Source organism: Massilia sp. CFBP9012 (assembly GCF_034045115.1).
Classification (GTDB): domain Bacteria; phylum Pseudomonadota; class Gammaproteobacteria; order Burkholderiales; family Burkholderiaceae_D; genus Telluria.
In genome coordinates, this window is record NZ_JAXCWM010000003.1 from 33,597 (window position 1) to 59,771 (window position 26,175).

Here is a 26,175-nt window from a genome sequence, read left to right on the forward strand (position 1 = left end):
TTGGTTTTCCGTGGCGACAGTTGCCGCCACAAAAAATTTAGTGAGACCGGATCATAGTGCCAAAAGCCTGTTCGGTCAAGACTTCCAGCAGTAAAGAGTGCTCGATGCGGCCATCGATGATGTGCACGGTGTTCACGCCCGACTTCGCGGCGTCCAGCGCCGACGAGATTTTCGGCAGCATGCCGCCCGAAATCGTGCCGTCCGCGAACATCTCGTCGATCTCGCGCGCCGACAGGTCGGTCACCAGATTGCCCGCTTTATCTTGCACGCCGGCGATGTTGGTCATCATGATCAGCTTTTCGGCTTTCAGGATTTCCGCGATCTTGCCTGCGACGACGTCGGCATTGATGTTGTAGGCCTGGCCGTCCTGGCCAAAACCGATCGGCGAGATGATCGGGATGAAGGCGTCGTCCTGCAGCGCTTTTACGACAGCAGGGTTGATGGCTTCGATCTCGCCGACGAAACCGATGTCGAGGAACTCGCCCGGCTTTTCCTTGTCGGGCATCGCCATGCGGCGTGCGCGGATCAGGCCGCCGTCCTTGCCGGTCAGGCCGACTGCCTGGCCACCGTAGTGGTTAATCAGCATCACGATGTCTTGCTGAACTTCGCCGCCCAGCACCCACTCCACCACTTCCATGGTTTCTTCGTCGGTGATGCGCATGCCTTGCACGAAGGTGCCCTGCTTGCCGATTTTCTTCAGCGCATTGTCGATCTGCGGGCCGCCGCCGTGGACCACGACCGGGTTCATGCCCACCAGCTTGAGCAGGATGACGTCGCGCGCGAAGCCGTGTTTCAGGCGTTCGTCGGTCATGGCATTGCCGCCGTATTTGATGACGATGGTCTTGCCGTGGAAGTTGCGGATGTAGGGAAGCGCTTCGGCCAGGATCTGTGCTTTCAGCGCCGTCGAAACGGCGGTCAAGTCGTCAGGTTGGTCGTCGGTGTTCAGGCTGGTCACTTGAGCGTTCATGGAGGGTCCGAAATAAATGTCGCGAGATTTTACAGCCAATGTCGTAAAGGCAGCGTAAACCTTGCGGGGAAAGGGCGGCGTCCTGTTGTATTTTATGGCAGCAATCGTTACTTTATCAGGTATGAGTATTTGTACGCGCTGCGGCGCCGAATTTGGATGCGCGATGACGGATGGCGCACGAGAGCCGTGCTGGTGCACGGCCCTGCCGCCGGCGGTCGCCGTGCCGCAAGAGGCGCTCGGCTGCTGGTGTCCGGACTGCCTGCGCGCCCATATTGCCGCGCATCCCATGCCAGCAGCTAAGGTGGGCTGACACCTCAGCGCCGCGTGCGAAAGAAGCGCATCATCTCGCGGCTGGCATCCGGACCCTTGCCGTCCGTATAGCTGCCGCGCGCATTGCCACCGAACCAGGCGTGGCCGGCGCCATGCACCACCCAGTGTTCCGCCCGCACCGTGCCGTCGTCGTCCGGATACAGGGTGCGCGTGTAGGCATGGCCGTCCGGCACGTGGCCGGGTTCGGCCATGCCGGGACTGGCCAGGTGGCGTGCGCCTTGCGCGACCAGTTCCTCGCCGTTGGCCGGATGCACGGTGGTGTCGCGGTCGCCGTGGAAGACGATGATCGGCAAGGGCTGCCCGCTCGTCGTGCTGCGGCGGAAATCACCCTTCATCGCCGCCAGCGCCGACGACAGGTCGTTGGCCGAGGCAAAGGGAAGGCCGGAATGCACGCCTACCGCCGCATACAGGTCCGGATACAGCGTGCCCATGATGGTCGCCATCGCGCCGCCGGCGGACAGGCCGGCAACATACACCTGTTCCGGGTCGACCGCATGGGTGTCCATGATCGCGCGCGTCATGCCGGCGATGATCGAGGGTTCGCCTTCGTCGCGGCGCTGGTCGACCGCATTGAACCAGTTCCAGCAGCGCGAAGGATTGGCGCCCTTGCTCTGCGCCGGATACAGCACCAGGCAGCCGATCTCTTCGGCCAGCACGTTCATCCGGGTGCCGGTGGCGAAATCGTCCGGATCCTGGGTGCAGCCGTGCAGCATCACCAGCAGCGGCGCCGGCGTGCCGGCCTCCGCGCTCGCCACGCTGCCGGGCACGTAGAGCTTGTAGTCGCGGCGGCCGGCGGCGTTGGCGTGGTGACCGTCGACGAAGGTTCCGGGTCGGGCTTCGCGCGGCGGCTGCGCCTGCGCTGGCGTTGGTATTGGTGTGGCAGGCGGAGCGAAGTCGCGCATCTGGCGCTGGGCCACGCGCTGCATGGCCGCCGCATTCTTGAGGGCCTGCTGTACCGCGGCGCCGGGCGCGGCTGGCCCAACACGCCACAGCGATCGGGTGGCGGCGCGCATCTGGGCCAGCAGTAGTCGATTGAGTTTCATGGCATTCCTTTTGTGCGCTGCACAATTTCACGCCACGAGCTTACACTAACCTGTCAATCGTTGCCGATTGGCTGTTGCTGCAGTATTTATGCGACGGATTACCCACACCCTTCCACGTAGTCGACGGCCGGCTTGATGCCGGCGCGCATGGTCGTCAGTTTTCCTTTGCTGGCTTCGACGATCAGCGCCTTGTTTTCGCCTTTTGGCAAGACCAGGACCTGGCCTTGCTCGTCGTATTTGTGGAGTTCGCTGCGCAGCCCGGGTACGTGGCGCAGGGCCTCCTTGGCCGACATGCGCGCCGTGATGCCGGCGCTGTTGCGCACCACGGTCCTGGCGTCGGCGCGCACGATCACGCCGTTCTCGACCATGAAGCTCACCTGTGGATAACGTTTGAAGCGGACGATGGGGCAGGATGGATCGAGCGGCCGCGGCGTGGCGCGCTGGCCCAGCTTGCGCTCGACCTGGTCGAGGCGCTGGCCGAACTGGATCTTGCCGTAGCCATCGGGCGACAGCACCTGGCTCGAGGCCGTGGCGGATACGCCCAGCAGGGCGGTCATGACGATGAAACGAATTTTCATGGGCTTCCTCATGCAGCAAGTTGATCGATGCGGCACTGTTCTAGGGATAGTGCGTATTGACGAGTATAGTGACTCACATGCAAAAACGGCGCTGGCCTGCCGGACGCGCGATAATGCCGCCTCCGACATATACGCTTAGGCTTCAGGCAATGGATCCAGAACTGCAAACCCCCGTCCCTTCGCCCTGCATCAATATCTGCAAGATGGTCCCGGAAACCGGTCTGTGCCAGGGCTGCATGCGCACCATCGACGAGATCCGCGCCTGGCGCAATGCCAGCGAGGACGAGAAGCGCGCGATCTGGGCCGAGATCCGGCGCCGCGAAGCCACGCTGTTCGGTAACTGAGGCAGGTAGATCTTTAGAGGGAGAAATCTAGCACGATCGTTCTTTTTTCGAGGCTATAATGCCTCGTCAACTAACCACCGAGAGCTGCCCATGACGATGCCCGCCGTGCTGCAAGACCTGTCCCTTCCCGTCATCGCTTCGCCGATGTTCATCGCCAGCGGTCCCGCCCTGGTAGCGGCCCAGTGCAAGGCCGGCATCGTCGGTTCCTTCCCGGCGCTCAATGCCCGTCCGGCCGAGCTGCTCGACACCTGGCTGACCGATCTGCAGCGCGAGCTGGCCGGGTACGCGGCCGCCAATCCGGGCGCGAAAGTCGGTCCGATCGCGGTCAACCAGATCGTCCATCAATCGAACGACCGCCTGGCGCACGACGTCGAGGTGTGTGTGAAGCACCAGGTGCCGATCATCATCTCGTCGCTGCGCGCGCCGCCGCGCGAGATGATGGATGCCGTGCATTCGTATGGCGGCATCGTGCTGCACGACGTGGTCTCGATCCGCCACGCCGAGAAGGCGCTGGAGGCGGGCGTCGATGGCCTGATCCTGGTGGCGGCCGGCGCCGGCGGCCATGCCGGCGCGCTGTCGCCGTTCGCGCTGGTGGGCGAGGTGCGCAAGTTCTTCAAGGGGCCGATCGCCCTGTCCGGATCGATCGCGACCGGCGACGCGATCCTGGCGACGCAGGCGATGGGCGCCGATTTCGCCTATATCGGTTCGCGCTGGCTGGCCACGAAGGAATCGAACGTCAGCGACGACTACCGCGACGCGATCGTCGAATCGCGCGCGGCGGACGTGGTGTACACGAACCTGTTCACCGGCGTGCACGGCAACTACCTGAAAAAATCGATCGTGGCGGCCGGGCTGGATCCGGACAATCTGCCGGAATCGGACAAGAGCAAGATGAGCTTCGGCTCGGGCGCGGCCAAGGCCTGGCGCGACATCTGGGGCGCGGGCCAGGGCGTGGGCCTGATGGACGACGTGCCGACGGTGGCCGAGATGGTCGAGCGGCTCAAGCGCGAGTACGACGCCGCGCGGGCGCGGCTGGCGCTGTAACGCTCAATCCGCCGGCTTCAGGTCTTCCGGACGAATGGTCCACAGGCCCGGCAGGTTGCGCCAGTAGCCATACACGTCCATGCCGAAGCCGACCACGAATTTATTCGGCAAGGTCAGGCCCACCAGGTCGGCCTGGATCGGCTTGGCGCGGCCCAGGTCCTTGTCGGCGAACACCACGACGATGACTTCGTTGGCGCCCATGTCGAGCAGGCGCTGCTTGACGTGGGCCAGGGTCTCGCCTTCGTCCAGGATATCGTCCACCACCACGATCTTGCGGCCGACGACGTTCTGGCGCGGGATCACCTTCCACACGATCTCGCCGCCGCGGTCTTCGTCGCCATAGCGGCTCACGTGGATGTAGTCGAAGTCGAGCGGGAAGCTCAGTTGTGGCAGCAGGTGGCCGGTAAATACCACCGCGCCGCCCATCACGCCCAGCACCAGCGGGAATTCGGCCGCGCCTTCGGCGCCGAAGCGGGCATTGAGTTCGTCGGCGACACGCCGCACGGCGGCATTGACTTCGACGGGTTCGACAATCTGGGTGGCATTCGCCAGTAGCGCTCGCGCGCGCTCATGGTGGAAATCGTGCATGGTCTTCAGTTCAGTTGAGTGCGGGACCATTATGCGTCATCCGTCGCCAGCCATGCGTTCCGGTTGGCCATTCGAGAGGATTGCGGCGTATGATACGTGGCTTGGAAAACCAAACCGACGCATTCAGCCATGTCCCATAACGAATTCCAGGCCGCACGTGCAGGCCGCCTCGCGCAACTGCGCGCCGCCATGGCGCGCCACGGCATCGACGCCTATATCGTCCCGTCGAGCGATCCGCATCTGTCGGAATACCTGCCCGGCCACTGGAAGGGCCGCGAATGGCTGTCCGGCTTCACCGGCTCGGTCGGCACCTTCATCGCCACCGCCGGTTTCGCCGGCGTCTGGACCGATGGCCGCTACTTCACCCAGGCCGAGACCGAGCTGGCCGGCTCCGAAATCGCGCTGATGAAGATCCCGGGCGCCGCAAGCTTGCTGCACGTCGACTGGCTGGCCGCCAACCTGGCCTCTAGCCAGACCGCCGCCGTCGATGCGCGCGTTCTGGGCCTGGCCGGCGCCCGCCTGTTGAAAGATGCGCTGGCCGCCAAGGGCGTGACCCTGCGTACCGACATCGACCTGCTCGACGAAGTGTGGAGCGAGCGTCCGTCGCTGCCGCTTGAACCGGTGTTCGAACACCTGCCCCCTTACGCCACCGCCACCCGCGCCGACAAGCTGCATGCCACGCGCGCCGCGATGGAGGCACACGGCGCGGGCTTTCATTTCATCTCGACGCTGGACGACATCGCCTACCTGTTCAACCTGCGCGGCGCCGACGTCAGCTTCAATCCGGTGTTCCTGGCGCATGCGTTGATCGGCCGCGGCGACGCGACCCTGTTCGTCCTCGAAGGCAAGGTGCCTGAAGACGTGCGCGCCCGCCTGGAAGCCGACGACGTGCACCTGGCGCCGTACGCCAATGCCGTGCACGCGCTCGAATCGCTGCCGGAAGGCGCGACCCTGCTGCTCGATCCGCGCCGCGTCACCGCCGGCATGCGCGCCGCCGTGGCGCAGGGCGTGAACGTGGTCGAGGCGATCAACCCGACCACCTTCGCCAAGTCGCGCAAGCTGGAAAGCGAGGCGGTCAATGTGCGCGCCGCGATGGAGCAGGATGGCGCGGCGCTGTGCGAATTCTTCGCCGCGCTCGAGCCGTTGCTGGCGGACCCGAACCGCGCGCCTCTGAATGAAGTCGACATCGACACCCGCATCACGGCAAGCCGTGCGCGGCGTCCGAATTTCGTCAGCGCCAGCTTCTCGACCATCGCCGGCTTCAACAGCAATGGCGCGATCATGCACTACCGCGCCGAGAGCGCCACCTGCGCCGTCATCGAAGGCGACGGCCTGCTGCTGATCGATTCGGGCGGCCAGTACCTGGGCGGCACCACCGACATCACGCGCGTGATCCCGGTCGGCACGGCAAGCGCGGCGCAGATGCGCGACTACACGCTGGTGCTGAAAGGCCTGATCAACCTGTCGGCCGCGCGCTTCCCGCGCGGCACCCGCGCGCCGATGCTGGACGCGATCGCGCGCGCCCCGATCTGGGCCGCCGGCATCGACTACGGCCACGGGACCGGCCACGGCGTCGGCTACTTCCTCAATGTGCACGAAGGCCCGCAGACGATTTCGCCGGCGGTGCCGCCGGAGCCGCATACCGCGATGGAGACGGGCATGATCACTTCGATCGAGCCGGGCATCTATCGTCCGGGACGCTGGGGCATCCGCATCGAGAACCTGGTGCTGAACCAGCACGTCGAGACGTCCGAGTTCGGCGAGTATCTCGGCTTCGAAACCCTGACCCTGTGCCCGATCGATACGCGCCCGATCGATCGCAGCCTGCTGCGGCCTGACGAAATCGCGTGGCTGAACGACTACCACGCGACCGTGCGCGCACGCCTGACGCCACACGTCGAAGGCCGGGCATTCGAGTGGCTGATGCAGCGCACGGAGGCGATCTGATATGGCCAGCTCACGTTCCACCCGCGCCAGCACCGCCGTCGAGCGCCTGAAGCAGCGTACCGGGAACAATCTGTACTCGATGGCGCGCACCGGCGACGGCCACTTCTACCTGTCCGAAGCGCCCGGCAGCCCGCCGCTGTGCGCGCCGATGGAGCTCGACGACTTCGTCGTCTTCGTCAAGGGCCTGGGTCCGCAGGAGCAGCCGCGCATCAGCAAGAACGACCTGGCCTTCGAGAAGCAGCTGGTCAAGAAAAAGCCCTGACCGCCCGCCGACCATGAACACGATTCACGCATGACGGAAACCAACCTGTTCGCGGCCTATTGGTCGAAGCACGAGCTGTTCACCAATGGCCTGATCCTGTTGCACCTGGTCGGAGCCCTGCTGCTCGGCCTGTTGGTCGGCTACGAGCGCGCCTATCACGGGCGCGCCGCCGGCATGCGCACCTATGGCCTGGTGTGCATGGCCTCGGCGGCGCTGACCATCCTGGCCGGCTATCCGGACCTGTGGTACGGCGGCCATGCGGGCCTGCTGGCGCCGATCGATCCGACCCGCATCATCCAGGGCGTGGTCACCGGCATTGGCTTTCTCGGCGCCGGCGTCATCATGCGCGACGGCTTCAATATCAGCGGCCTGACCACGGCGGCCTCGATCTGGGCCTCGTCGGCGATCGGCATCCTGATCGGCATCGGCTTTTATCTCGCCGCGATGGGCCTGGCCTTCCTGTCGGCGATGATCATGATCTACCTGAACCGCCTGGAAACCTTCCTGCCGTCGCGCCACGCGGTGGCGGTGCGGATGCGCTTCAGGCCCGAATTCATGCCGCGCGAAGACGCGATCCGCAAGGTGGCGCTCGAGCGCGGCTACGAGATCGCCGGCAGCTCGCTGACCATCAGCAGCGACGAAGGCCGCCAGGAATGGCGCTTCGTGGCGCTGGCGCTGTCGCGCAAGACCGGCGCGCCGCTGTCGGAACTGGCGCGCGAACTGGCCGCCTTCGACGGCGTCGACTCGTTCCAGCTGTCGCATGCGCGTAATTGATGCACCGCGTGACGCGCCACTGAAACGAAGCCGCGCTTCAATCTCGCAACACCAATAACAATGCCAAACGGGGTTTTCCAATGGACGCACAAGAAGTTCTCGATTTCTGGTTCCTGCCGCCTTCCGATCCTGGCCATGGCAAGCAGCGCGCCGAATGGTTCCGCAAGGACGACGCGTTCGATGCCGCTATCCGCGAACGCTTCGGCGCCGCCATCAACCACGCCATTGCCGGCGGCCTGCGCGAGTGGGACGAAGAGGGCCCGCGCGGCGTGCTGGCGCGTATCCTGGTGCTCGACCAGTTCACCCGCAATGCCTACCGCGGCACGCCGGAATCCTTCGCCGGCGACGCGCTGGCGCTGAACGCCGCGCGCCAGCTGGTGGCGTCTGGCGGGCACCTGGCCTTGTCGCCGCTCGAGCGGGTCTTCGTCTATATGCCGTTCGAGCACGCGGAAGACGCGCGCACCCAGGAGCAATCGGTCGAGCTGTTCACCGACCTGGCCGCAAGCCACGAAGGCTTCAACGAGCAGCTCGACTACGCGCACCGCCACCGCGGCGTGATCGCGCGCTTCGGCCGCTTCCCGCACCGGAATACGATCCTGGGCCGCGCCTCGACGCCCGAAGAACTCGACTACCTGGCCACGCCGGGTTCGGGTTTCTAAGGTGGTTGCCAGCCTGAACCTGGTCGGCGCCGGCCACGTCGGCAAGGTGCTGGGGCGCCTGCTGTCGGCCAGCGGCTGCTGCGTGGTGCAGGACGTGCTGACCCGCTCACCCGCCAGCGCCCGGGCGGCGGTCGATTTCATCGACGCCGGCCGCGCCTGCGCCGACCTCGCGCAACTGCGTCCGGCCGACATCTGGCTGCTGGCCGTGAATGACGACCAGATCGCGCCCATGGCTGCCGCACTGGCGCAGGCGCATGAGGTCAAGGGTGCGGTCGTGTTCCACTGCAGCGGCGCCAAGGCGTCGAGTCAATTGCAGGCGCTGTCGGACCAGGGGGCGCTGGTCGCCAGCGTGCATCCGATCCGCAGCTTCGCCGATCCCGACGCCGTGGCGCGCGAGTTCGCCGGCACCTTCTGCGGCATCGAGGGCGAGGCGGAAGCGCTAGCGCGGCTGGCGCCGGCATTCGAGACGATCGGCGCGCGCCTTGTGACCATCGATGCCGCGGCCAAGACGGTCTATCACGCGGCGGCGGTGTTCGCGTCGAATTACCTGACCACGGTGCTCGACGCCGCCCTGCGCGCATACCAGGCGGCCGGCGTGCCGGAGCCGATCGCGCGCGAACTGGCGCGGCCGCTCGCCAGCGAGACCATGGCCAACGTGTTCCGCCTCGGCTCGGCGGCGGCCCTGAGCGGGCCGGTGGCGCGCGGCGACCACGCGACCGTGGCGCGCCAGCAGCAGGCCTTGCTCGACTGGGACGAGGCGACCGGCAAGCTGTACGAGGCGCTGGTGCCGTTGACGGCCGACCTGGCGCGGCGCAAGCACGCCGCTTCATGACTTCAAGACAATAAGGAAAACACGATGTTCTTCACTGCCTGGGCCACCCTGGCCGTACTGGGAGTCTATTTCTGGACCTGGGGCGTTGCCGGCTATGCCCGCGTGCGCTACAAGATGCCGGCGCCATCGATGGACGGTCCCGAGGCCTTCCAGCGCGCCCACCGGGTCCAGATGAACACCCTGGAGATGCTGCCGCTGGTGCTGGTGCCCTTGTGGCTGTGCGCCACCTTCCTGGGCGACCTGTGGGCGGCGGCTGGCGGCCTGCTGTGGTGCCTGGGCCGCATCCTGTATGCGGTCGGCTATTACCGCGACCCGGCAAAGCGCGAAGCTGGCTTCATTTTGGGCATGCTGGCTTGTGCCGCGTTAATCGGCGCCACAGTTTTCGGCTTATTAATGCGTTAAAGCGAAAAAAGCGAATACAAAGATCGACAAAGTTCCCTTATGGAAATATGCTTGAGGACTGACTACTAATTAGCATTGCGCGTCCTGTCCTGATGGTCACTGGCGCGCCAGGAGAACAATATGTTGTTTCTGAAGAGCACGAGTGTAACCAAGGCGCCAGGGATCTATGAGGTCGACGTCGCAGCCAAGCCGCCAGGCAAGACTTTTGGCGTCTTCCTGGCCACCGACCCGGAAAATCCGCCGCACACCGTGCTTGCCGGCCTGGCCGAACTGGGTTTCCAGAACGTCCACCAGCAAAACTATGTGCACCGCGACAAGGGCAAGGTGCTCGACCTGCATTTCCAGAAGGACGGCACCGATATGTTCAAGGGCTGGAAGGCGGACGAATGCAGCGTCAACCTGGCCGCCATCGACGCCTTGTTTGGCAACGTCGGCATCAAGGTGGCGCCGCGCGTGATGAGCCTGGCGGAAGCGTACGCCTGATCTAGGCCATCACTTCGAGGTGATACAGGGCCCATGGGCAGGCGCCGAAACGTTGCGCCACCGGGAGCGCCGCCATTTCCGGAACCCGGTCGGCATCGTACACGGCCCATAGCGGCCCCAGTCCACCCAGCGGCATAGCCTTGCCATCCAGATGGGTGGCGACGATGTAATTGCACGCCCGCAACTGTCGCATTTCAAGTACCGCAGCATAGCCGTCGACCGCCCGCATCAGCACCTTGGCGGCATCGCGCGGCTTCGCGCCGGCCTGGGCCAGCACATCGGCCAGCAGCGGTCCGCGCAAGGTGTGCGGTTTGCCGTCGTATTCCAGCGTCGGACGGATGGTGCGCGCCGGCAAGGCGGTCAGGGCCGCGAAATCGAGGCCATAGGCGCGGTCGAACGCCAGCTTTTGCTTGGCCATCATCTGGTCGAGCGCCGGATCGAGGGCGCCGCGGTTGCTGCGCGTGATGGCGCCGGTGATGGTCAGCAGTGTCGGCCCTGTGGCCGGACCCGGGACCGTGCTGCGGCTGGCGAAGGCGGGTGCTGTGCCGGCCAGCGCGGCGGCGCCGAGGAAATGGCGTTTGTCCATGCGAGAATGCGGTGTGATGGAAAGTTCTCCATCATAGCCGTCAATTTTGCGTATGGTTTGACCATGGACTTATTTGCCGACGACTCCGTGCTCAGTTCGATCCCCCTCGAAGACGGCGAGCTCGCCTGGATGCCACAGCTACCACTGCCCGGGACCAATGCCGAGGTCATGGCCCGCCTGTTGCATGAGACCGACTGGCGCGAAGAAACGGTGGTGGTATACGGCAAGCACCACCTGCAGCCGCGCCTGAGCGCCTGGTATGGCGATGCGGCGTATACTTATTCCGGCCTGCGCCTGCAGCCGGCGCCGTTCACGCCCCTGCTCGATACCCTGCGCAAGGCGGTCGAAGCGGCGAGCGGCCACAGCTTCAACAGCGTCCTGCTGAATCTCTACCGTAACGAGCGCGACAGCATGGGTATGCATAGCGACGATGAGCCGGAACTGGGACCGCAACCGGTCATCGCCTCGCTCAGCCTTGGCGCTGCCCGCACCTTTATCCTGAAGCATAAATACGACAAAAAGACTGTCCGGCTGGAATTGACCGACGGCAGTTTGTTGCTGATGCGCGGTAAAACTCAGGAATATTGGTTGCATGGCATCAATAAGATGACACGCACGTTACAAGCGCGGGTCAATCTAACTTTCAGGAAAATCGTTTAAACTGCGTGCAACCTCAGCGATCCACGCGGAAATATTAATAACCGGCCGGTCATTAAGTTACACTTTCTTACAGTTCTTACGGAATCGGCACGGACTTGCTCTGGCGCCAGTGCTATCTTGATCACATCGCGATTCGTTGGGAATCACGAGCCAGATGAACAAGAAGAGGAATTGAGATGAAAAAGCTGATCGTTGCACTGCTCGCTACCACCGCCGCTGTCTCGGCTGTCCAGGCACAAGAATTCACCCCACGCGCCTATGTTGGCGCCGGTGTGGTGGCTACCGATTATGAAAAGCGCGTCCCAGGTGCAACTACCGCCGACATCGATACCATCAAGGCATCGGCCAAGCTGTTTGGCGGCTACGAATTCACCCCGAACTGGGCAGTCGAAGTCGGCCACACCGACTACCGTAGCGCCGACATCTACTACAGCCTGGGTTCCACGAACGCCAGCGGTGTCGTCGATGGCCGTTCGACCTATGTCGCCGCCAAGTTCAGCTCGCCGCTGACCGAGAAGCTGGTCGGCTACGCCAAGCTGGGCGTGTCGCATGACGTGAACGAACTGACTGCCGCCAATACGGTCCTGAACCGTCGCGACAGCGACAACAACGCCTACGGCGCCCTGGGTGTGCAGTACAACATCAACCAGGACGTGGCAGTGATCGCCGAATACGAACGTTTCGGCGGCTCGCGCGACTTCGGCGTGCGTCCAAACGCACTGACCATCGGCGCGAAATACTCGTTCTAAGCCGAGTGTGTAGTGAACGAAAAAGGCCCTGCGGGGCCTTTTTTGTTGTCTGTACAAAACGTGCGAAATGTACGTAACGCATCCGGTGATTGAATGCGTGGAAGGCCGAGCCTTCCACGCTACGAACGCGGGAGGCGCTTCATAGCCGTGCCAGCGCCAGGCTCTGTGGCCGCTGCACCCAGGGCGGCACGATGATCGCCGGTTCGGGCGCCGCATGTCCGGCCGAGATGAAACGGTGCAGCGACGACCACGGCCAGTCGCGCGGCTCGCGGCAATGGCCATGGCGCACGGCGTCGGTGTGGACGTAGTCGACCAGTGCCGCGTAGTCGTCGTCCAGGCCGACCCGGTAGTGGCGGTAGTGGCGTTCCCAGAGCGCGCCATCGTCCATCCCGGACTGGCCAGTCTTGCGCAGTGCCTTCGAAAACGCGATCTTGACGGTGCGCCAGCGGCTTGAACAGTCGTGGTCGCCCGGTGGCAGGGTCCAGATCGCATGAGCATGATCGGGCAGAACTGCCCAGGCGTCGACGTGGAAAGGACGGCGCGCACGCGCCAGCCGCATGGCTTCGCCGAATGCGGAGATATGTTCGGTCAACAGGTGACTGCCGCGGTCGAGCAGGCGCACCGTGAAAAAGAAGGTCCCGCCAGGGACGCGGTTATCGCGGTAACTATTGGGGTAGCTAAGCATGGTCTGGCCGCCACCGCGCGCACGAAGCGGCTGCGGTCGACAGGCTTCCGGGAGTCCTCATCCGCAAGAGTGTCACACATCTTACACACCGACCCCGTTCCGTTTCCGCTAATAAAAAAAGCCCGCGGATGCGGGCTTTCCCTTACGAAACAAGCGCTTGGATTCTGTCCACCAATCAGGTGGTCAGTGGCTTGTAGCGGATACGCTTCGGCTTGGCGCCCTCTTCGCCCAGGCGTTTCTTCTTGTCGGCTTCGTATTCCTGATAGTTGCCATCGAAGAAGGTGACTTGCGAGTCGCCTTCGAAGGCCAGGATATGGGTCGCGATGCGGTCCAGGAACCAGCGATCGTGGGAGATCACCATCACGCTGCCGGCGAACTCGAGCAGTGCATCTTCGAGCGCGCGCAGGGTTTCGACGTCCAGGTCATTCGACGGTTCATCCAGCAGCAGGACGTTGCCGCCTTGCAGCAGGGTCTTGGCCAGGTGCAGACGGCCGCGTTCACCGCCCGACAGGTTGCCCACGACTTTTTGCTGGTCGGAACCCTTGAAGTTGAAGCGGCCCAGGTAGGCGCGCGACGGCATTTCGAAGCGGCCCACGCTCAGCATGTCGGCGCCGCCCGAGACATCTTCGAACACGGTCTTGCTGTTGGCCAGCTCGTCGCGGTGCTGGTCGACCAGCGACACGTGGGCGGTCTTGCCGATCGCGACTTCGCCGCTGTCCGGCTGTTCTTTGCCGGCGATCATCTTGAACAGGGTCGATTTACCGGCGCCGTTGGGGCCGATGATGCCGACGATGGCGCCTGGCGGGACGGTGAACGACAGGTTGTCGATCAGCAGACGGTCGCCGAAGGCTTTCGAGACGTTCTTGAATTCGATGACTTCATTGCCCAGGCGTTCAGCCACGGGAATGAAGATCTCTTGCGTCTCGTTGCGTTTCTGGTATTCGAACTCGGACAGTTCATTGAAGCGGGCCAGGCGGGCTTTTGACTTGGCCTGGCGCGCCTTCGGATTCTGGCGCGACCATTCGAGTTCTTTCTGCAGCGCCTTCTGGCGCGCCGATTCGGTCGATTCTTCCTGCTTCAGGCGGGCCTGCTTCTGGTCCAGCCATGACGAATAATTGCCTTTCCATGGGATGCCATGGCCGCGGTCCAGTTCCAGGATCCATTCGGCGGCGTTGTCGAGGAAGTAGCGATCGTGGGTGATGCCGACCACGGTGCCCGGGAAGCGCAGCAGGAATTGCTCCAGCCACTCGACCGATTCGGCGTCCAGGTGGTTGGTCGGCTCATCGAGCAGCAGCATGTCGGGCTTCGACAGCAGCAGCTTGCACAGCGCCACGCGGCGCTTCTCGCCGCCCGACAGCACGCCGATCTTGGCGTCCCATGGCGGCAGGCGCAGCGCGTCGGCGGCCATTTCCAGCTGCAGGTTCAGGTTGCCGCCGTCGGAGGCCGAGATGATCGCTTCCAGGCGCTCCTGTTCCTTGGCCAGCGCGTCGAAATCGGCATCTTCTTCGGCGTAGGCGGCGTACACGGCTTCGAGTTTGGCTTGCGCCTCGAAGGCTTCGCCCAGGCCGGATTCGACTTCCTGGCGCACGGTTTTTTCCGGGTCGAGCTGCGGTTCCTGCGGCAGGTAGCCGATGTTCAGGCCCGGCATCGGGCGTGCTTCGCCCTGGATGTCGGTATCGATGCCGGCCATGATTTTCAACAGGGTCGACTTGCCCGAGCCGTTCAGGCCCAGCACGCCGATCTTGGCGCCTGGGAAGAAGGACAGAGAGATGTCCTTGAGAATTTGACGTTTCGGCGGGACGATTTTGCCCACGCGGTTCATCGTATAGACGTAATTGGCCATGCTTTGACTCTGGTGTTGTTTAAGGTGCACAGGATACGACAGAACCCGCGCCCGACACAGGATTTCTTGGCCGATGCCTGGAAATCCCGTGCGGGTGCTGCGCGCGATCAGGTTTTGGCAGGCGCAGGCGGCCGGCGCAGCAGGCCTTCGCCGGCGAACAGGATCAGCGCGCTCCAGATCAGCACGAAGCCGACCAGGCGGTCGGCGGTAAACGCTTCCTTGAACAGCCACACGCCGAGCAGGAATTGCAGGGTCGGCGACAGGTATTGCAGCAACCCCAGGATCGACAGCGGGATCTTGCGCGCGCCGCTGGCGAACAGCAGCAGCGGGATCGCGGTGAGCGGGCCGGCCATCACCAGCAGCACGCGGGTGGTGTCGGAGTCGGTGTTGATGAACACGTTCTGGCCCTGCATCGTCAGCCAGATGACGTAGGCCGCCGCCAGCGGGAACAGCACGATGGTCTCGAACGACAGTCCCTCGAGCGCGCCGAGCGCCGCCGTCTTGCGCAGCAGGCCGTAGCTGCCGAAGGAGAAGGCCAGGAACAGGGCGATCCAGGGCACTGTCCCGGTCTGCCAGGTCAGCCAGGCCACGCCCAGCGCGGCGATCGCGATCGCCACCCACTGGACGGTGCGCAGGCGCTCCTTCAGGATCAGGTAGCCCAGCATGATGTTGACCAGCGGATTGATGAAATAGCCGAGGCTGGCTTCGATCACGTGGTGGTTGGTAACCGACCAGATATACACCAGCCAGTTGGCGCTGAGCAGCAGGGCCGACAGCACGAAGCTGAAGAATACCCGCGGCTGGCGCACCACGTTCAGCCATTTCCACTGGCGCCGCAACAGCAGGATGATCACCAGGAAACCGAGCGACCACAGCATGCGGTGCGCCAGGATCTGCAGCGGCGGCACGCCATCCAGCGCGTGGAAATAAATAGGGAACAGGCCCCAGCAGAGGAAGGCCAGGGCCGCGTAAATGATGCCGGAACGCATGGGAATGGAGGCTGGATTGCAGGAATGACATTATCCCTGAATACTTACACGGCTGCTGGAGCGTGCCTCTTTTTGCACGGGTGTATGATGCACCACGAAATATTCTTGCTTTTTTCCAGCCACTATTTTATGGTGCGCCGCACCAATACAAAAGCGATGGTGTAATCTTGACATCAGATAGCAAGAAAAGCAGCCTGGCGGCACTCACCCTGGCCGCGGTCGGCATCGTCTACGGCGATATCGGCACCAGCCCCCTCTACACGCTGCGCGCGGTGTTCGACGACACCCACGGCCTGCCCCTGAACACCCCCAATATCCTCGGCGTCATTTCCCTGATCTTCTGGGCCTTGACCGTCATCGTCTCGCTCAAGTACGTGACCCTGGTGCTGCGCGCGCACAACCGTGGCGAGGGCGGCATCATGGCCCTGATGGCGCTGGCGACCAACTCGGTGGCGCGCAACTCGCGCTGGAGCTTCCCGCTGCTGGCCATCGGCGTCATCGGCGCCACCATGTTCTATGGCGACAGCGTGATCACGCCGGCGATTTCGGTGCTCGGCGCGATCGAGGGTCTCGAGGTGGCGGCGCCCGGCATGTCGCACTATGTGGTGCCGCTGGCGGTGGTGGTGCTGGTGGCCCTGTACAGCGTGCAGCGCCATGGCACGGCCGGCATCGGCCGCTTCTTCGGCCCCGTGATGCTGGTCTGGTTCCTGGCCCTGGCCGCGATGGGCATCGTCAACATCGTCCAGTCGCCGGAAATCCTGAACGCGCTCAATCCCTGGCATGCGGCCCACTTCATGCTGGACAATAAATTGCTGGCCTTTATCGCGCTGGGCGCGGTGGTGCTGGCGATCACCGGCGCCGAGGCGCTGTATGCCGACATGGGCCACTTCGGGGCCAAGCCGATCCGCATGGCCTGGTTCCTGATCGCCTATCCGGCGCTGACCCTGAACTACCTGGGCCAGGGCGGCCTGCTGATCGCCGATCCCGGCGCGGTGGAAAACCCGTTCTACCACCAGCTCGGCAGCTGGAGCGTGATCCCGCTGGTGATCCTGTCGACCATGGCGGCGGTGATCGCTTCGCAGGCCACGATCAGCGGCACGTATTCGATGACCAAGCAGGCGATCGCGCTCGGCCTGCTGCCGCGCATGCGCATCCTGCACACATCGGAAAGCGAGATCGGGCAGATCTATATCCCGGCCGTCAACTGGCTGCAGTTGGCGGTGGTGCTGATCGCCGTGGTTGGCTTCGGCTCGTCGGACGAGCTGGCCGGCGCCTATGGCATCGCGGTCACGGCCACCATGATGATGACCACCGTGCTCACCTTCTTCGTGACCCGCTTCCGCTGGCGCCTGCCGCTGTGGGTCTGCCTGGCCGCGACCGGCTTCTTCCTGACGATCGATCTCATGTTGTTCGCGGCCACCACCACCAAGATCTTCCACGGCGGCTGGTTCCCGCTGCTGATGGGCGGCGTGCTGCTGACCCTGATGCTGACCTGGAAGCGCGGCCGTGGGCTGGTGTTCGAGAACCTGCAGAAGCACGCGATCCCGCTCGAGGCTTTCATGGAATCGCTGTTCGTGGCGCCGCCGACGCGGGTGCCGGGCACCGCCATCTTCCTGCGCGGCGAGAGCGACGGCGTGCCGCATGCGATGTTGCACAACCTGTCGCACAACAAAGTACTGCACGAGCGGGTGGTGTTCCTGACCGTGCACATGCGCGAGGAACCGTGGGTACCGTTCGAGGAGCAGATCGACATCGTCGACCTGGGCCACAACTGCTACCAGCTCAACATCCACTATGGCTTCAAGGACGAGGCCGATATCCCGGACATCCTCGACCGCTGCGGCGCGCTCGGCCTCTCGTTCGAGATGATGGAAACCTCGTTCTTCATCGCGCGCCAGACGGTGATCTCGGCCCCGGGCGGCGGCATGGCGCCATGGCGCGAGCACCTGTACGTGGCGCTGTCGCGCAATGCGCGCAGCGCGGCCGACTATTACCAGATCCGCAGCAACCGGGTGATCGAGCTGGGCACGCAGATCGAGATCTGAGTAGACCGCCTGCCTGCCGGCAGTCCGCATGCGTGACCACGCCGGCGCCACGATCACAGGGTCCGCGACGCTCGATGTCGGGCAGACCAATGGCTAGTTGACATGATTTTCTCCCGGAAAGATCACACGGCAGAAAAATGCTAAGATTGTTGACAATTTTTTACCGATGGCCAGGGGGACCTTTGGGTATGGTCATGCAAAACTGCAGATGCCTGACGCCATCAATTTCGTGAGAGTGAAGCAGAATCGTATCCGCATGAGGTGCCAACCAGGTTCCACGGGCCGCGGGTAAGTACGGCGATGCCTGCTACTTGGCCTGAAGACACTTGCCGCTTTCTGGACTTGAAGCCGAAACCGCCCCTCCTCACTACCCTTGCGGCTGGCAGTTATCAGGCCACACTCACGAAGATTCAGGTGACTATAGGAGATAAATCTTGTCCATGATCATTATTATGGCAACGTGCAACGGGGCAAAGACGTTGCCAAAAGTGTTGGAAGGATATGCGAACCTTGCACAACCTGCAGGCGGGTGGTCGGCCATCGTGGTGGATGACGGTAGCGATGACGCGACCCGTTCGATCGTCGAATCTTACGCAAAATTATTGCCGATCGAATACGTTCATCAGGAGCGAAGCGGCAAGAATGCCGCGCTCAACCGTGGCGTCGAGCTGGCGCTCCAACGTCGGCCGGCCGCCGAGTTGTTCGTGATGACAGACGATGACGCCACGCCTGAGCGCGGATGGCTTGTTGCGATGCAGGCTTGTATGCTGGAGAACGCTGACTATGACTTGTTTGGCGGTGCAATATTGCCCGATTGGGGCGCGCCACCTCCTGACTGGGTATTGCGTCACGTTCCACTTGGGCTAGCGTTCGCAATCACCAACTTCAGCGACGGCCCGATTCAGCCCGGCGCCATATGGGGGCCGAATATGGCGGTGCGCCGCAAAGTGTTCGACGCCGGACACCGCTTCAACCCGAATGTAGGACCGAACCGCGGTAACTATATTATGGGTAGCGAGACGGAATTCAATAAACGTGTCGTCGCCGCAGGCCATAAGGCCTGGTTCTGCAACAATGCGCGAGTCAACCATTTTATTCGTCCACATCAGTTGACCGAGGAGTTTTGCCTGGGTCGCGCTTTCCGCGGAGGACGAGGTACATGTCTGGAAACCGGCGATCTGACGCATTTCCCCACATTGTTTGGCGTACCCCGCTGGTTATATACGAAAAAAATGCGTCATGCGCTGCAAATCGCCTTGGCAACCTTGCGTGGCGATCGTGAAGCCAAGTTCAAGGCGCGCTTCCACTACCATCACACGCGCGGATTCTTGCATCAGGCACATGATCTGAAAAACGCAGCATCGCGGAAACAATGAGCTTGCCTTAGCGGGCTCAACCGGGCATCGCAAGACTGGATCGTTGAACGGATTGTGATATAGAACTTGCGCAGCAATCTACTCATGAATTGGATATTGGAATGAACGAATCATTTTTCCACGTCAAACGGCTGACTAAAGGGTTTGATGCTCGGGGAAAAGCGCATTGTGCTCTTGGCCACCAGATCGCACGAGAATCGGGTAATCCCGATGGCATCTACGTCGAGTGGAATTGGGATGGGAAGTGCTTAACTGCGCGCAACGACCGCTACGGGATGTTCCCGGTTTTTTATTACTCACGCGACGGGGAATTCGCGATATCCTCGTCCATCGATCAGCTTCTCAATGCCGGTGCCAGTCCCGAACTGGATGAAACGGCGCTGTCTGTATTCTTCAGGCTCGGTTTTTTTATCGGCGAAGATACACCTTTCCGCCACATCCGCGCACTGCCGCCAGCGGCAACACTGAGTTGGGATGGCGAGTTGCGTCTTGAACGCGCGACCAGGGCCCGTGGCGCCCCCAGTCGTGGCGAATCTCGCACATCTGCGCTCGACACCTATAACGAACTTTTCCGCTGTTCGATGACCCGGCGGGCTCCCTCCGATGCGAATTTCGCTGTGCCATTGAGCGGAGGGCGCGATTCACGACATATCTTGTTTGAACTGCTCCGCCAAGGACATAAGCCTGGTCGCTGCATTACTGCACTCCACTTCCCACCACGGGGAAACGAAGATGCGCGCATCGCTACCATGCTTACGCAAGAATTCGGCTTGAAGCATGACATCATTGCGCAATCCGGCTCATTTTACAAAGCGGAAGCGGCGAAAAATCCGTTGACTAGTTATTGCACCGATGAACACTCCTGGTATCTGGAGACAGTATCCAATATTCGCCAGCGAGATCGTGTTGTTTATGACGGTATTGCAGGAGATGTTCTTTCTCAAAGCGTTTTCCTGACAGAGGAGCGGCTGCGATTATTCCAGACCGCTACTCCCAACGAGATCGCAACACAGCTCCTTAGCAAAGCCGAGAGGAAACTCAGCAATCTTCTCACGCCGCAGTTATACCGGAACACAAGCCTGGAACTCGCTATCAGCCATCTGGAGAAAGAAGTAAAGACGCATCTGGATAGTCCAAATCCGGTCGGATCGTTCTTCTTCTGGAACCGTACACGGCGCGAGATTGCCTTGGTGCCATATGGCCTGATGGGAGATGTGCCAACGGTGTATGCGCCATTCCTGGATCATGATCTCTACGACTTCCTTACCGGACTGCCTGTAGAAATGCTGATCGATCATACCTTCCATACAGATACAATAAGCCGCGCATATCCCGCGCATGCAGGTCTTCCCTATGAAGACAAGGGTAAGCGAGCCGATTCGCCAGACTTCATGCGGCTTCATGCAGATTTTGGCAAACAGGTAGCCAAGCGCCTGCTGCTTCGCCCCACATCACGACTGATCAACAAGCGCTTTGCCCTTCCGCGCGCCATGCGGACCCTGTTCAGTTCAGCATTCAGCGCGTCTACGCACTGGTACAGTCCGTTAGCACTTTATCTCGACCAGCTCGATATCGCATCGCGTCGCTGAGCGCTGCGGAACGGGCACGTCTATTGCAGATGCCGGCGTGACAATTATCAGACAAATTCCAGACAGTTTCATAGGACTGATTCGATAAGGTACGAGGTTGCGTTACACAAACCTTATTTGCTTTTCCCAGTCGAGGACACCCCATGAAACTGAAGTTCCCCCTGATCGCAGCCTTCGCCGCCATGCTCGCCCTGACCGCCTGCGGCGGCGGCGGGAGCGACGACAACAAGCCAGCCGTCAGCAGCCCGGCGACGCTGACGAAGACCGACATCACGGTCGGCACCGGCGCCGAGGCGATCACCGGCAAGCGCGTCAGCACCCAGTACGTCCTGTGGCTGTACAACGACAAGGCGACCGACTTCAAGGGCGCGCGCCTGGAGGCAGGCGACCTGCCAGCCTACGTTATCGGTAGCGGCCGCGTGATTCCCGGCTACGACCAGGGCGTGATCGGCATGAAGGTCGGCGGCAAGCGCACGGTCCTGATCCCGTCCAACCAGGCCTACGGCCCTGCGGGCAACGGTCCGATTCCAGGAAACTCGGGCCTGGTGTACGAAATCACCCTGACCAAGGTCGAGTAAGCCATTCAGGCTTGACCAATGAGGTACCGGACCGGGGCGTTGCCCCGGTCTTTTTTTTGCGCGCACGGCTGACCTGGCGCACGGCCTGCGGGGCGGTGGCGGGCGATGCTCGGGGCTTTTCATGCCGAGCCGACCATGCGTTCCTCTTTCCAGTTTGCCGTCTGCCTGCTGCCCATCTGTCCCGGCGCCGCGTCCGCCGCACCCGCGCCGGCGCCAACCTTCCCCGCCTGCGTCGTCGTCGATCCCCTACTCGCCGCCGACCCGCCCGCCTGGCTACTGCTGGCGGCCGCGGTGCTGCTGCTCGGGGCCGGCCGCCTGGCCGCCTCGTGACCGGCGCGCGCCTGCGCTGGCGCAGAACGGCCCCGCTTTATTTGCGACATCGTTGAGATTCGCCGGCCTCCGGAAGGATCGATCATGTCCCTGCGCAAACATTTCTTAAATAAATTGTTGCTGGCTATATTGGTGTTGCCGGGCCTGGCCATGGCAGAGCCGCTCTACCGCATGACCTGGCTGCCGCAGGATTTCACCGCCGCCGGCCTCGACGGCGCCGGGCGGGTGGTCGGCACCGCGCAGGGCGGGGCGGCAGTGTGGTCGACGGGCGGCACCACCTACCTGAATTCGCTGCTGCCCGGCAGCGAAGGCCTGGCGATCAATAATGGCGGTTTCATCGTCGGCCGCGTGGGCAGCGACGCTTTCGTGTATGCCGGCGGCGCCTTCTCGATCTTCAACGTGCCACCGGCCTACGGCACCTGGGCCACCGCCATCAACGACGCCGGCCAGGTGGCGGGCTTCGGCGCCGTGGGCTTTTCCGAGACCTATGCCTTCCTGTACCAGTCGGGCGTGGTGACCCAGCTGGGCAGCTTCGGCGGCACGATCAGCGTGGCCAACGCGATCAATGCCAGCGGCCATATCGCCGGCTTCGCCAGCCGCGCCGGCGATGGCGACGATTGGGGCGATCCGCGCCGCACCGCCTCGGTCTATCGCGACGGCATCCAGCACGACCTCGGCTCGCTGGGCGGCTGGTTCAGCGAAGCGAACGACATCAACGACGCCGGCTTCGTCGCCGGCTGGTCCGGGCTCGAGGACAATTTCAGCGAGCGGCCCTTCCTGTTCTCGCCAGACGAGAATCGCATGATCGATCTCGGCACGCTGGGCGGCGTGTCCGGGCGCGCCAATGCGCTCAACAATGCCGGGGTGGTGGTGGGCCTGTCCGGCATCGGCAGCGTGGGCGGCTTCGGCTACCACGCCTTCCTGTATGGGGCCGACAGCGGGGCCGACGGCATGCTGGACCTGAATGCGCTGGTGGGCGAACGCGGCGACTGGCAGCTGGTGAATGCGCTCGACGTCAACGATGCCGGCCAGATCCTGGCCCAGGCCTGCAACGGGCTGGGCGACTGCCGTGCGGTGCGGCTCGACCTGGTCACTGCGGTGCCCGAGCCGGGCAGTTGGGCGATGCTGGGAACGGGGCTGGTGCTGCTGGGCTGGCATGCGCGCAGGCGCTTGCGCGCGCGCCTGCGCTGGATGGCGCCGACGCTCCTGATGGGATCGCTGACGGCGCCGCTGGCGGCGGCCGCACCGCCGGCCCAAGCGGCGCAGGACGCGCCGGGGCGGTTCCGGGTCACCTTCCTTCCGGCCGAACTCAATGCCAGGGCCATCAACGGCAAGGGCCATGTGGCCGGCAGCAACGGCGCGGCCGCCGTGTGGGATGGCGCCACCGTACGCGATTACGCCGCCCTGGCGCCGGGTTCGAGCGCGGCCGCCATCAACGGCCATGGCCACCTGGCCGGGGCCTATGTCGATGCCGCCCACGTGTTCTCTCCGGCCGGCCTGCGCAATGCCGGGCGCGGGGTGCTGGTCGGCTTCAACTCGGCGAGCGGATTGAACGAAAGCGGCGCCGTGTCCGGCAATGCCGCCTGCGGCGTCGGCGAGCGTGGCCGCGGCTTTGTCGTCGCCAACGGCATCACGCGCATCATCCCCACGTTCGGCGGCACCTGGGGCGGCTCCGCCGCGATCAACCGGCACGGCGCCGTGACCGGCACCGCATCGGTCACGGGCGACGCCTTCCCGGCGCCGCACTATCTCGCCTATGTCTACCGCGACCAGATCATGCGCAGCCTGGGCACGCTGGGCGGCAAGAACAGTAGCGCCTTCGACATCAACGATGCCGGCGAGGTGGTCGGCATCGCCGATACCGGCATCGTCGTCGACGGCAGCTACTTCATGGAACTGCCCTTCCTGTATGCGGGCGGCGTCATGAGTAGCCTGGGTTCCCTGGGCGGCAACTACGGTGCTGCCTGGGGCCTGAACAATGCCGCCTCGGTGGTGGGTTCCTCGACCGCGATCACGCCCGAGGGGCCGGCGTCGCACGCCTTCCTGTACGAAAAAGGCGCGATGCGCGACCTGAACGAGCTGGCCGCGCTGCCCACGGGCTGGGTCCTGGTCAGCGCGACCGACATCAGCGATGCGCGCCAGATCCTGGCGCAGGCCTGCAATCAGGAAGATTGCCTGTACGTGCGGCTCGATCCGCCGCCCTGCGGTTGCTGACCACTGGTCATGTGAACGGGCGCGTCCGCGCCGCCGGCGGCAGGCGGGCGGTAGTGTATCTTTGGAAGGGAGCAAGGGCAGCTATCCGGACCTGAACAGGAGGGCGCACGCCATGTTGCCGCAATGCGCGGCAGGTATGCTCATTCGAGCCAAGCCACCTGTCCATGGAAGATGCCCCGATGAGAATTCTGCTGGTAGAGGACGAAACCGAATTCGCCGACACGGTGCGCGGCGCGCTGGAGCGCGAAAAATACGTCGTCGACCATGCCGACCGGCTGGCGCTGGCGCGCGAGGCCAGCCGCCTGAATTCCTACGACCTGGTCCTGCTCGACCGAACCTTACCCGATGGCGATGGCCTGTCCCTGCTGCCGTCGCTACGCGCCGGCAATCCCGGCCTGCCCGTCATCATGCTGACCGCGCGCGGCGAAGTCACTGACCGCGTCGCCGGCCTCGACGAGGGCGCGGACGATTACCTCGTCAAGCCGTTCGCGCTCGAAGAACTGTTTGCGCGCATCCGCGCGGTGCGGCGTCGTCCCGCCGAACTCGGTCCCGAGGAAATCCACGTCGGCGCGCTCGTGTTCGATGTCGCCAACGACGAGGCGAGCGTGGCGGGCGTGCGGCTGGACCTCGCGCGGCGCGAGCTGCGCGTGCTGGCGACGCTCGTCAAGCGGCGCGGGCGCACCGTGCTGCGCGAATCGCTCGAACAGGCCGTGTATGGCTTCGACGACGCCATCCAGTCGAACACGCTCGACTCCCATATCTCGCGCCTGCGCCGCAAGCTGGCCGCCATCGATGCCGGCATCGAGATCCACGCCATCAAGGGCGTCGGCTACCTGCTGCAGGCGCGGCCGTGAGCCGCAGGCCGCCCTCGCTCAAGCGGCCGCTGATCGTCCAGCCGCTGCTGTTCCAGTTCGCCATCCTGTTCATCTGCTTCCCGCTCCTCGTCGCGCTGGCGCTGCGCGCCGATAGCGGTGGGCCGTATACCGACGAGCGGATCACGCCCGTCATCGCCGCCGCCATCGTGCGCGCGCAAGACGGCGCCCTGGCGCTGCGCATGACGAAGCAACTGGCCGCGCTGCGCGCCGAGACGCCGAACCTGTGGTTCGTGGCCGAGGACGACCATGGCCGCCGCCTCAGCTTCGGCCAGGTGCCGGCGCAATATGCAGCGGCCACCAGCCTGCTGCGCAATCTCTCCTACGGCCATGTGCGCGACCGCTTCGCGCCGCATGCACTGAGCGCCGTGATCCGCCGAGAAGACTCGCCCGCCGGTCCGGTGACGATCCTCGGGCATGGCAAGCTGACGCAGGTGGGCTTTACCGTCCTGGCGGCGTCCAACGTCGCCGCGCTGCCGATCTTTCTGCTGATGGTCCTGATGTCGCTGATCGCCATCCCCTGGATCGTCAGGCGTTCGCTGGCCGGCGTCGCCAGGATCGCCGCCGAGGCGGAATGCATCGACGTCGACCGGCGCGGCGTGCGGCTCAGCCAAGCGCAGGTGCCGAGCGAAATCGCGCCGCTGGTGCGGGCGGTGAACGATGCGCTCGGCCGCCTCGACGAGGGATACGAGCGGCAGCGGCGCTTCATCGCCTCCGCCGCCCACGAATTGCGCACGCCGATCGCGATCCTGCGGGTCAAGGTCGATGCCTCCCTGGACCCCGACACGCGCCGGCTCGGGAGCGACGTCGAGCGGCTCGCCAACCTGACCGAACAGATGCTCGATCTGCAGCGCCTGGATACGGCGCGGCGCGACGAAGAGATCGACCTGGCTGCGCTGGTGCGGCGCGTGGCCGCCGACCTGGCGCCGCTCCTGATCGCCGCCGACCGCTCGATCGAGGTCGAGGTCGATGCGGTGCAGACGGTGCGGGGTGACTCCGGGGCGATCGAGCGGGTGGTGACGAACCTGGTGCAGAACGCGATCGAACATGGCGGGCGTCACGTGGTCGTGCGCGTGCGGGGTCCGGGGTTCGAGGTCGAGGACGACGGGCCGGGTATTCCGCCGGAAGAGCGCGAGCGTGTGTTCGAACCGTTCCACCGCCTGCGGCCGCGATCGGCCGGCAGCGGCCTTGGCCTGCACCTGGTGCAGCAGGTGGTCGAGCGCCACGGCGGCCACGTGGCCATCCTCGGCGCGCCCGGCGGCGGCACGATTGCGCGCGTCGACCTGGCGCCGGCGCGGCCGGCTTCGCCGCGCACTCCATGATCCCGCAATCCCGCGCTGTTCTACTGTCCTGCATGGCGACGTTGTCGCCTCCGGCCACGCGGCCGGCCACCGAATGTCAGACAG

28 protein-coding genes are annotated in these 26,175 nt (G+C 64.0%); 20 read left to right on the top strand and 8 right to left on the bottom strand.

Features of this window, described 5'->3' with window-relative positions:
• Window positions 1–37: 37 nt before the first annotated feature.
• Window positions 38–967, bottom strand: a complete 930-nt coding sequence (gene argB / locus SOM61_RS05075) for an acetylglutamate kinase (RefSeq protein ID WP_320473096.1) — start codon at window positions 965–967, stop codon at window positions 38–40.
• A gap of 121 nt (window positions 968–1,088) precedes the next feature.
• Between argB and SOM61_RS05080 the strand changes: the two genes are divergently transcribed.
• Window positions 1,089–1,277, top strand: coding sequence for a cysteine-rich CWC family protein (locus tag SOM61_RS05080; RefSeq protein ID WP_320473097.1), 189 nt, complete (start codon window positions 1,089–1,091; stop codon window positions 1,275–1,277).
• Window positions 1,278–1,281: 4 nt separating this feature from the next.
• Here SOM61_RS05080 and SOM61_RS05085 read toward each other — a convergent pair whose 3' ends face one another.
• The gene (locus SOM61_RS05085; RefSeq protein WP_320473098.1) at window positions 1,282–2,340 is read right to left on the bottom strand and encodes an extracellular catalytic domain type 1 short-chain-length polyhydroxyalkanoate depolymerase; all 1,059 of its coding nucleotides are present in this window, start codon (window positions 2,338–2,340) and stop codon (window positions 1,282–1,284) included.
• A 98-nt stretch (window positions 2,341–2,438) separates the two neighbouring features.
• Window positions 2,439–2,918: a hypothetical protein gene (locus SOM61_RS05090; RefSeq protein ID WP_320473099.1), complete on the bottom strand. Its 480-nt coding sequence runs from the start codon at window positions 2,916–2,918 to the stop codon at window positions 2,439–2,441.
• Window positions 2,919–3,067: 149 nt separating this feature from the next.
• Between SOM61_RS05090 and SOM61_RS05095 the strand changes: the two genes are divergently transcribed.
• Together SOM61_RS05095 and SOM61_RS05100 are read left to right on the top strand one after the other, a co-directional pair.
• Window positions 3,068–3,262 (top strand): DUF1289 domain-containing protein, encoded by a 195-nt coding sequence (locus tag SOM61_RS05095; RefSeq protein ID WP_320473100.1) that lies wholly within the window; start codon window positions 3,068–3,070, stop codon window positions 3,260–3,262.
• 90 nt (window positions 3,263–3,352) lie between these two features.
• Window positions 3,353–4,306, top strand: a complete 954-nt coding sequence (locus tag SOM61_RS05100; RefSeq protein ID WP_320473101.1) for an NAD(P)H-dependent flavin oxidoreductase — start codon at window positions 3,353–3,355, stop codon at window positions 4,304–4,306.
• Between the two features lie 3 nt (window positions 4,307–4,309).
• On the opposite strand, the gene SOM61_RS05105 is transcribed toward SOM61_RS05100, so the two are convergent.
• Entirely contained in the window at window positions 4,310–4,894 is a 585-nt protein-coding gene (locus tag SOM61_RS05105) for a hypoxanthine-guanine phosphoribosyltransferase (RefSeq protein WP_320473102.1), read from the bottom strand.
• A 129-nt stretch (window positions 4,895–5,023) separates the two neighbouring features.
• Between SOM61_RS05105 and SOM61_RS05110 the strand changes: the two genes are divergently transcribed.
• From SOM61_RS05110 to SOM61_RS05140, 7 genes are all read left to right on the top strand, one after another.
• Window positions 5,024–6,841 (top strand): aminopeptidase P family protein, encoded by a 1,818-nt coding sequence (locus SOM61_RS05110; RefSeq protein ID WP_320473103.1) that lies wholly within the window; start codon window positions 5,024–5,026, stop codon window positions 6,839–6,841.
• A gap of 1 nt (window position 6,842) precedes the next feature.
• Window positions 6,843–7,103, top strand: coding sequence for a hypothetical protein (locus SOM61_RS05115; protein ID WP_320473104.1), 261 nt, complete (start codon window positions 6,843–6,845; stop codon window positions 7,101–7,103).
• Window positions 7,104–7,133: 30 nt separating this feature from the next.
• A complete protein-coding gene (locus SOM61_RS05120) occupies window positions 7,134–7,877 on the top strand; it encodes an MgtC/SapB family protein (RefSeq protein WP_208279008.1) in 744 nt (247 codons plus the stop codon).
• A gap of 80 nt (window positions 7,878–7,957) precedes the next feature.
• The gene (locus tag SOM61_RS05125; RefSeq protein ID WP_320473105.1) at window positions 7,958–8,536 is read left to right on the top strand and encodes a DUF924 family protein; all 579 of its coding nucleotides are present in this window, start codon (window positions 7,958–7,960) and stop codon (window positions 8,534–8,536) included.
• 1 nt (window position 8,537) lies between these two features.
• Window positions 8,538–9,368, top strand: a complete 831-nt coding sequence (locus tag SOM61_RS05130; protein ID WP_320473106.1) for a Rossmann-like and DUF2520 domain-containing protein — start codon at window positions 8,538–8,540, stop codon at window positions 9,366–9,368.
• 24 nt (window positions 9,369–9,392) lie between these two features.
• Window positions 9,393–9,770: an MAPEG family protein gene (locus SOM61_RS05135; protein ID WP_320473107.1), complete on the top strand. Its 378-nt coding sequence runs from the start codon at window positions 9,393–9,395 to the stop codon at window positions 9,768–9,770.
• 120 nt (window positions 9,771–9,890) lie between these two features.
• Complete coding sequence (locus SOM61_RS05140) at window positions 9,891–10,253, top strand: hypothetical protein (RefSeq protein WP_320473108.1); 363 nt, start codon at window positions 9,891–9,893, stop codon at window positions 10,251–10,253.
• 1 nt (window position 10,254) lies between these two features.
• Here SOM61_RS05140 and SOM61_RS05145 read toward each other — a convergent pair whose 3' ends face one another.
• Complete coding sequence (locus tag SOM61_RS05145; RefSeq protein ID WP_320473109.1) at window positions 10,255–10,839, bottom strand: putative pterin-binding protein; 585 nt, start codon at window positions 10,837–10,839, stop codon at window positions 10,255–10,257.
• 63 nt (window positions 10,840–10,902) lie between these two features.
• On the opposite strand from SOM61_RS05145, the gene SOM61_RS05150 reads away from it, so the two are divergent.
• Together SOM61_RS05150 and SOM61_RS05155 are read left to right on the top strand one after the other, a co-directional pair.
• Window positions 10,903–11,499 carry an alpha-ketoglutarate-dependent dioxygenase AlkB family protein gene (locus SOM61_RS05150; protein WP_320473110.1) on the top strand — a complete coding sequence of 199 codons (597 nt, stop codon included), beginning with the start codon at window positions 10,903–10,905 and terminating at the stop codon, window positions 11,497–11,499.
• A 176-nt stretch (window positions 11,500–11,675) separates the two neighbouring features.
• A complete protein-coding gene (locus SOM61_RS05155; RefSeq protein ID WP_320473111.1) occupies window positions 11,676–12,248 on the top strand; it encodes a porin family protein in 573 nt (190 codons plus the stop codon).
• Window positions 12,249–12,387: 139 nt separating this feature from the next.
• Here the strand turns inward: SOM61_RS05155 and SOM61_RS05160 are convergent, their stop codons facing one another.
• The 3 genes from SOM61_RS05160 to rarD all read right to left on the bottom strand — a co-directional run bounded on the left by SOM61_RS05160 (window position 12,388) and on the right by rarD (window position 15,765).
• The gene (locus SOM61_RS05160) at window positions 12,388–12,933 is read right to left on the bottom strand and encodes an REP-associated tyrosine transposase (protein ID WP_320473112.1); all 546 of its coding nucleotides are present in this window, start codon (window positions 12,931–12,933) and stop codon (window positions 12,388–12,390) included.
• A 175-nt stretch (window positions 12,934–13,108) separates the two neighbouring features.
• Window positions 13,109–14,776 carry an energy-dependent translational throttle protein EttA gene (gene ettA / locus SOM61_RS05165; protein WP_147934926.1) on the bottom strand — a complete coding sequence of 556 codons (1,668 nt, stop codon included), beginning with the start codon at window positions 14,774–14,776 and terminating at the stop codon, window positions 13,109–13,111.
• 107 nt (window positions 14,777–14,883) lie between these two features.
• Entirely contained in the window at window positions 14,884–15,765 is an 882-nt protein-coding gene (rarD, locus tag SOM61_RS05170; RefSeq protein WP_320473113.1) for an EamA family transporter RarD, read from the bottom strand.
• Between the two features lie 167 nt (window positions 15,766–15,932).
• On the opposite strand from rarD, the gene SOM61_RS05175 reads away from it, so the two are divergent.
• The 8 genes from SOM61_RS05175 to SOM61_RS05210 all read left to right on the top strand — a co-directional run bounded on the left by SOM61_RS05175 (window position 15,933) and on the right by SOM61_RS05210 (window position 26,091).
• Window positions 15,933–17,810, top strand: a complete 1,878-nt coding sequence (locus SOM61_RS05175; protein ID WP_320473114.1) for a potassium transporter Kup — start codon at window positions 15,933–15,935, stop codon at window positions 17,808–17,810.
• Between the two features lie 440 nt (window positions 17,811–18,250).
• Window positions 18,251–19,186: a glycosyltransferase gene (locus SOM61_RS05180; protein WP_320473421.1), complete on the top strand. Its 936-nt coding sequence runs from the start codon at window positions 18,251–18,253 to the stop codon at window positions 19,184–19,186.
• Window positions 19,187–19,287: 101 nt separating this feature from the next.
• Entirely contained in the window at window positions 19,288–20,775 is a 1,488-nt protein-coding gene (locus SOM61_RS05185; protein ID WP_320473115.1) for an asparagine synthetase B family protein, read from the top strand.
• Window positions 20,776–20,918: 143 nt separating this feature from the next.
• On the top strand, window positions 20,919–21,353 hold the full coding sequence (locus SOM61_RS05190) for an FKBP-type peptidyl-prolyl cis-trans isomerase (protein WP_320473116.1): 435 nt from the start codon (window positions 20,919–20,921) through the stop codon (window positions 21,351–21,353).
• Between the two features lie 135 nt (window positions 21,354–21,488).
• Complete coding sequence (locus SOM61_RS05195) at window positions 21,489–21,683, top strand: hypothetical protein (protein WP_320473117.1); 195 nt, start codon at window positions 21,489–21,491, stop codon at window positions 21,681–21,683.
• A 150-nt stretch (window positions 21,684–21,833) separates the two neighbouring features.
• Window positions 21,834–23,897: a PEP-CTERM sorting domain-containing protein gene (locus tag SOM61_RS05200; RefSeq protein WP_320473118.1), complete on the top strand. Its 2,064-nt coding sequence runs from the start codon at window positions 21,834–21,836 to the stop codon at window positions 23,895–23,897.
• 179 nt (window positions 23,898–24,076) lie between these two features.
• A complete protein-coding gene (locus tag SOM61_RS05205) occupies window positions 24,077–24,751 on the top strand; it encodes a response regulator transcription factor (RefSeq protein ID WP_320473119.1) in 675 nt (224 codons plus the stop codon).
• Window positions 24,748–26,091: a sensor histidine kinase gene (locus SOM61_RS05210; RefSeq protein WP_320473120.1), complete on the top strand. Its 1,344-nt coding sequence runs from the start codon at window positions 24,748–24,750 to the stop codon at window positions 26,089–26,091. The genes SOM61_RS05205 and SOM61_RS05210 overlap by 4 nt, the downstream gene beginning before the upstream one ends.
• The last annotated feature ends 84 nt before the right edge of the window (window positions 26,092–26,175 follow it).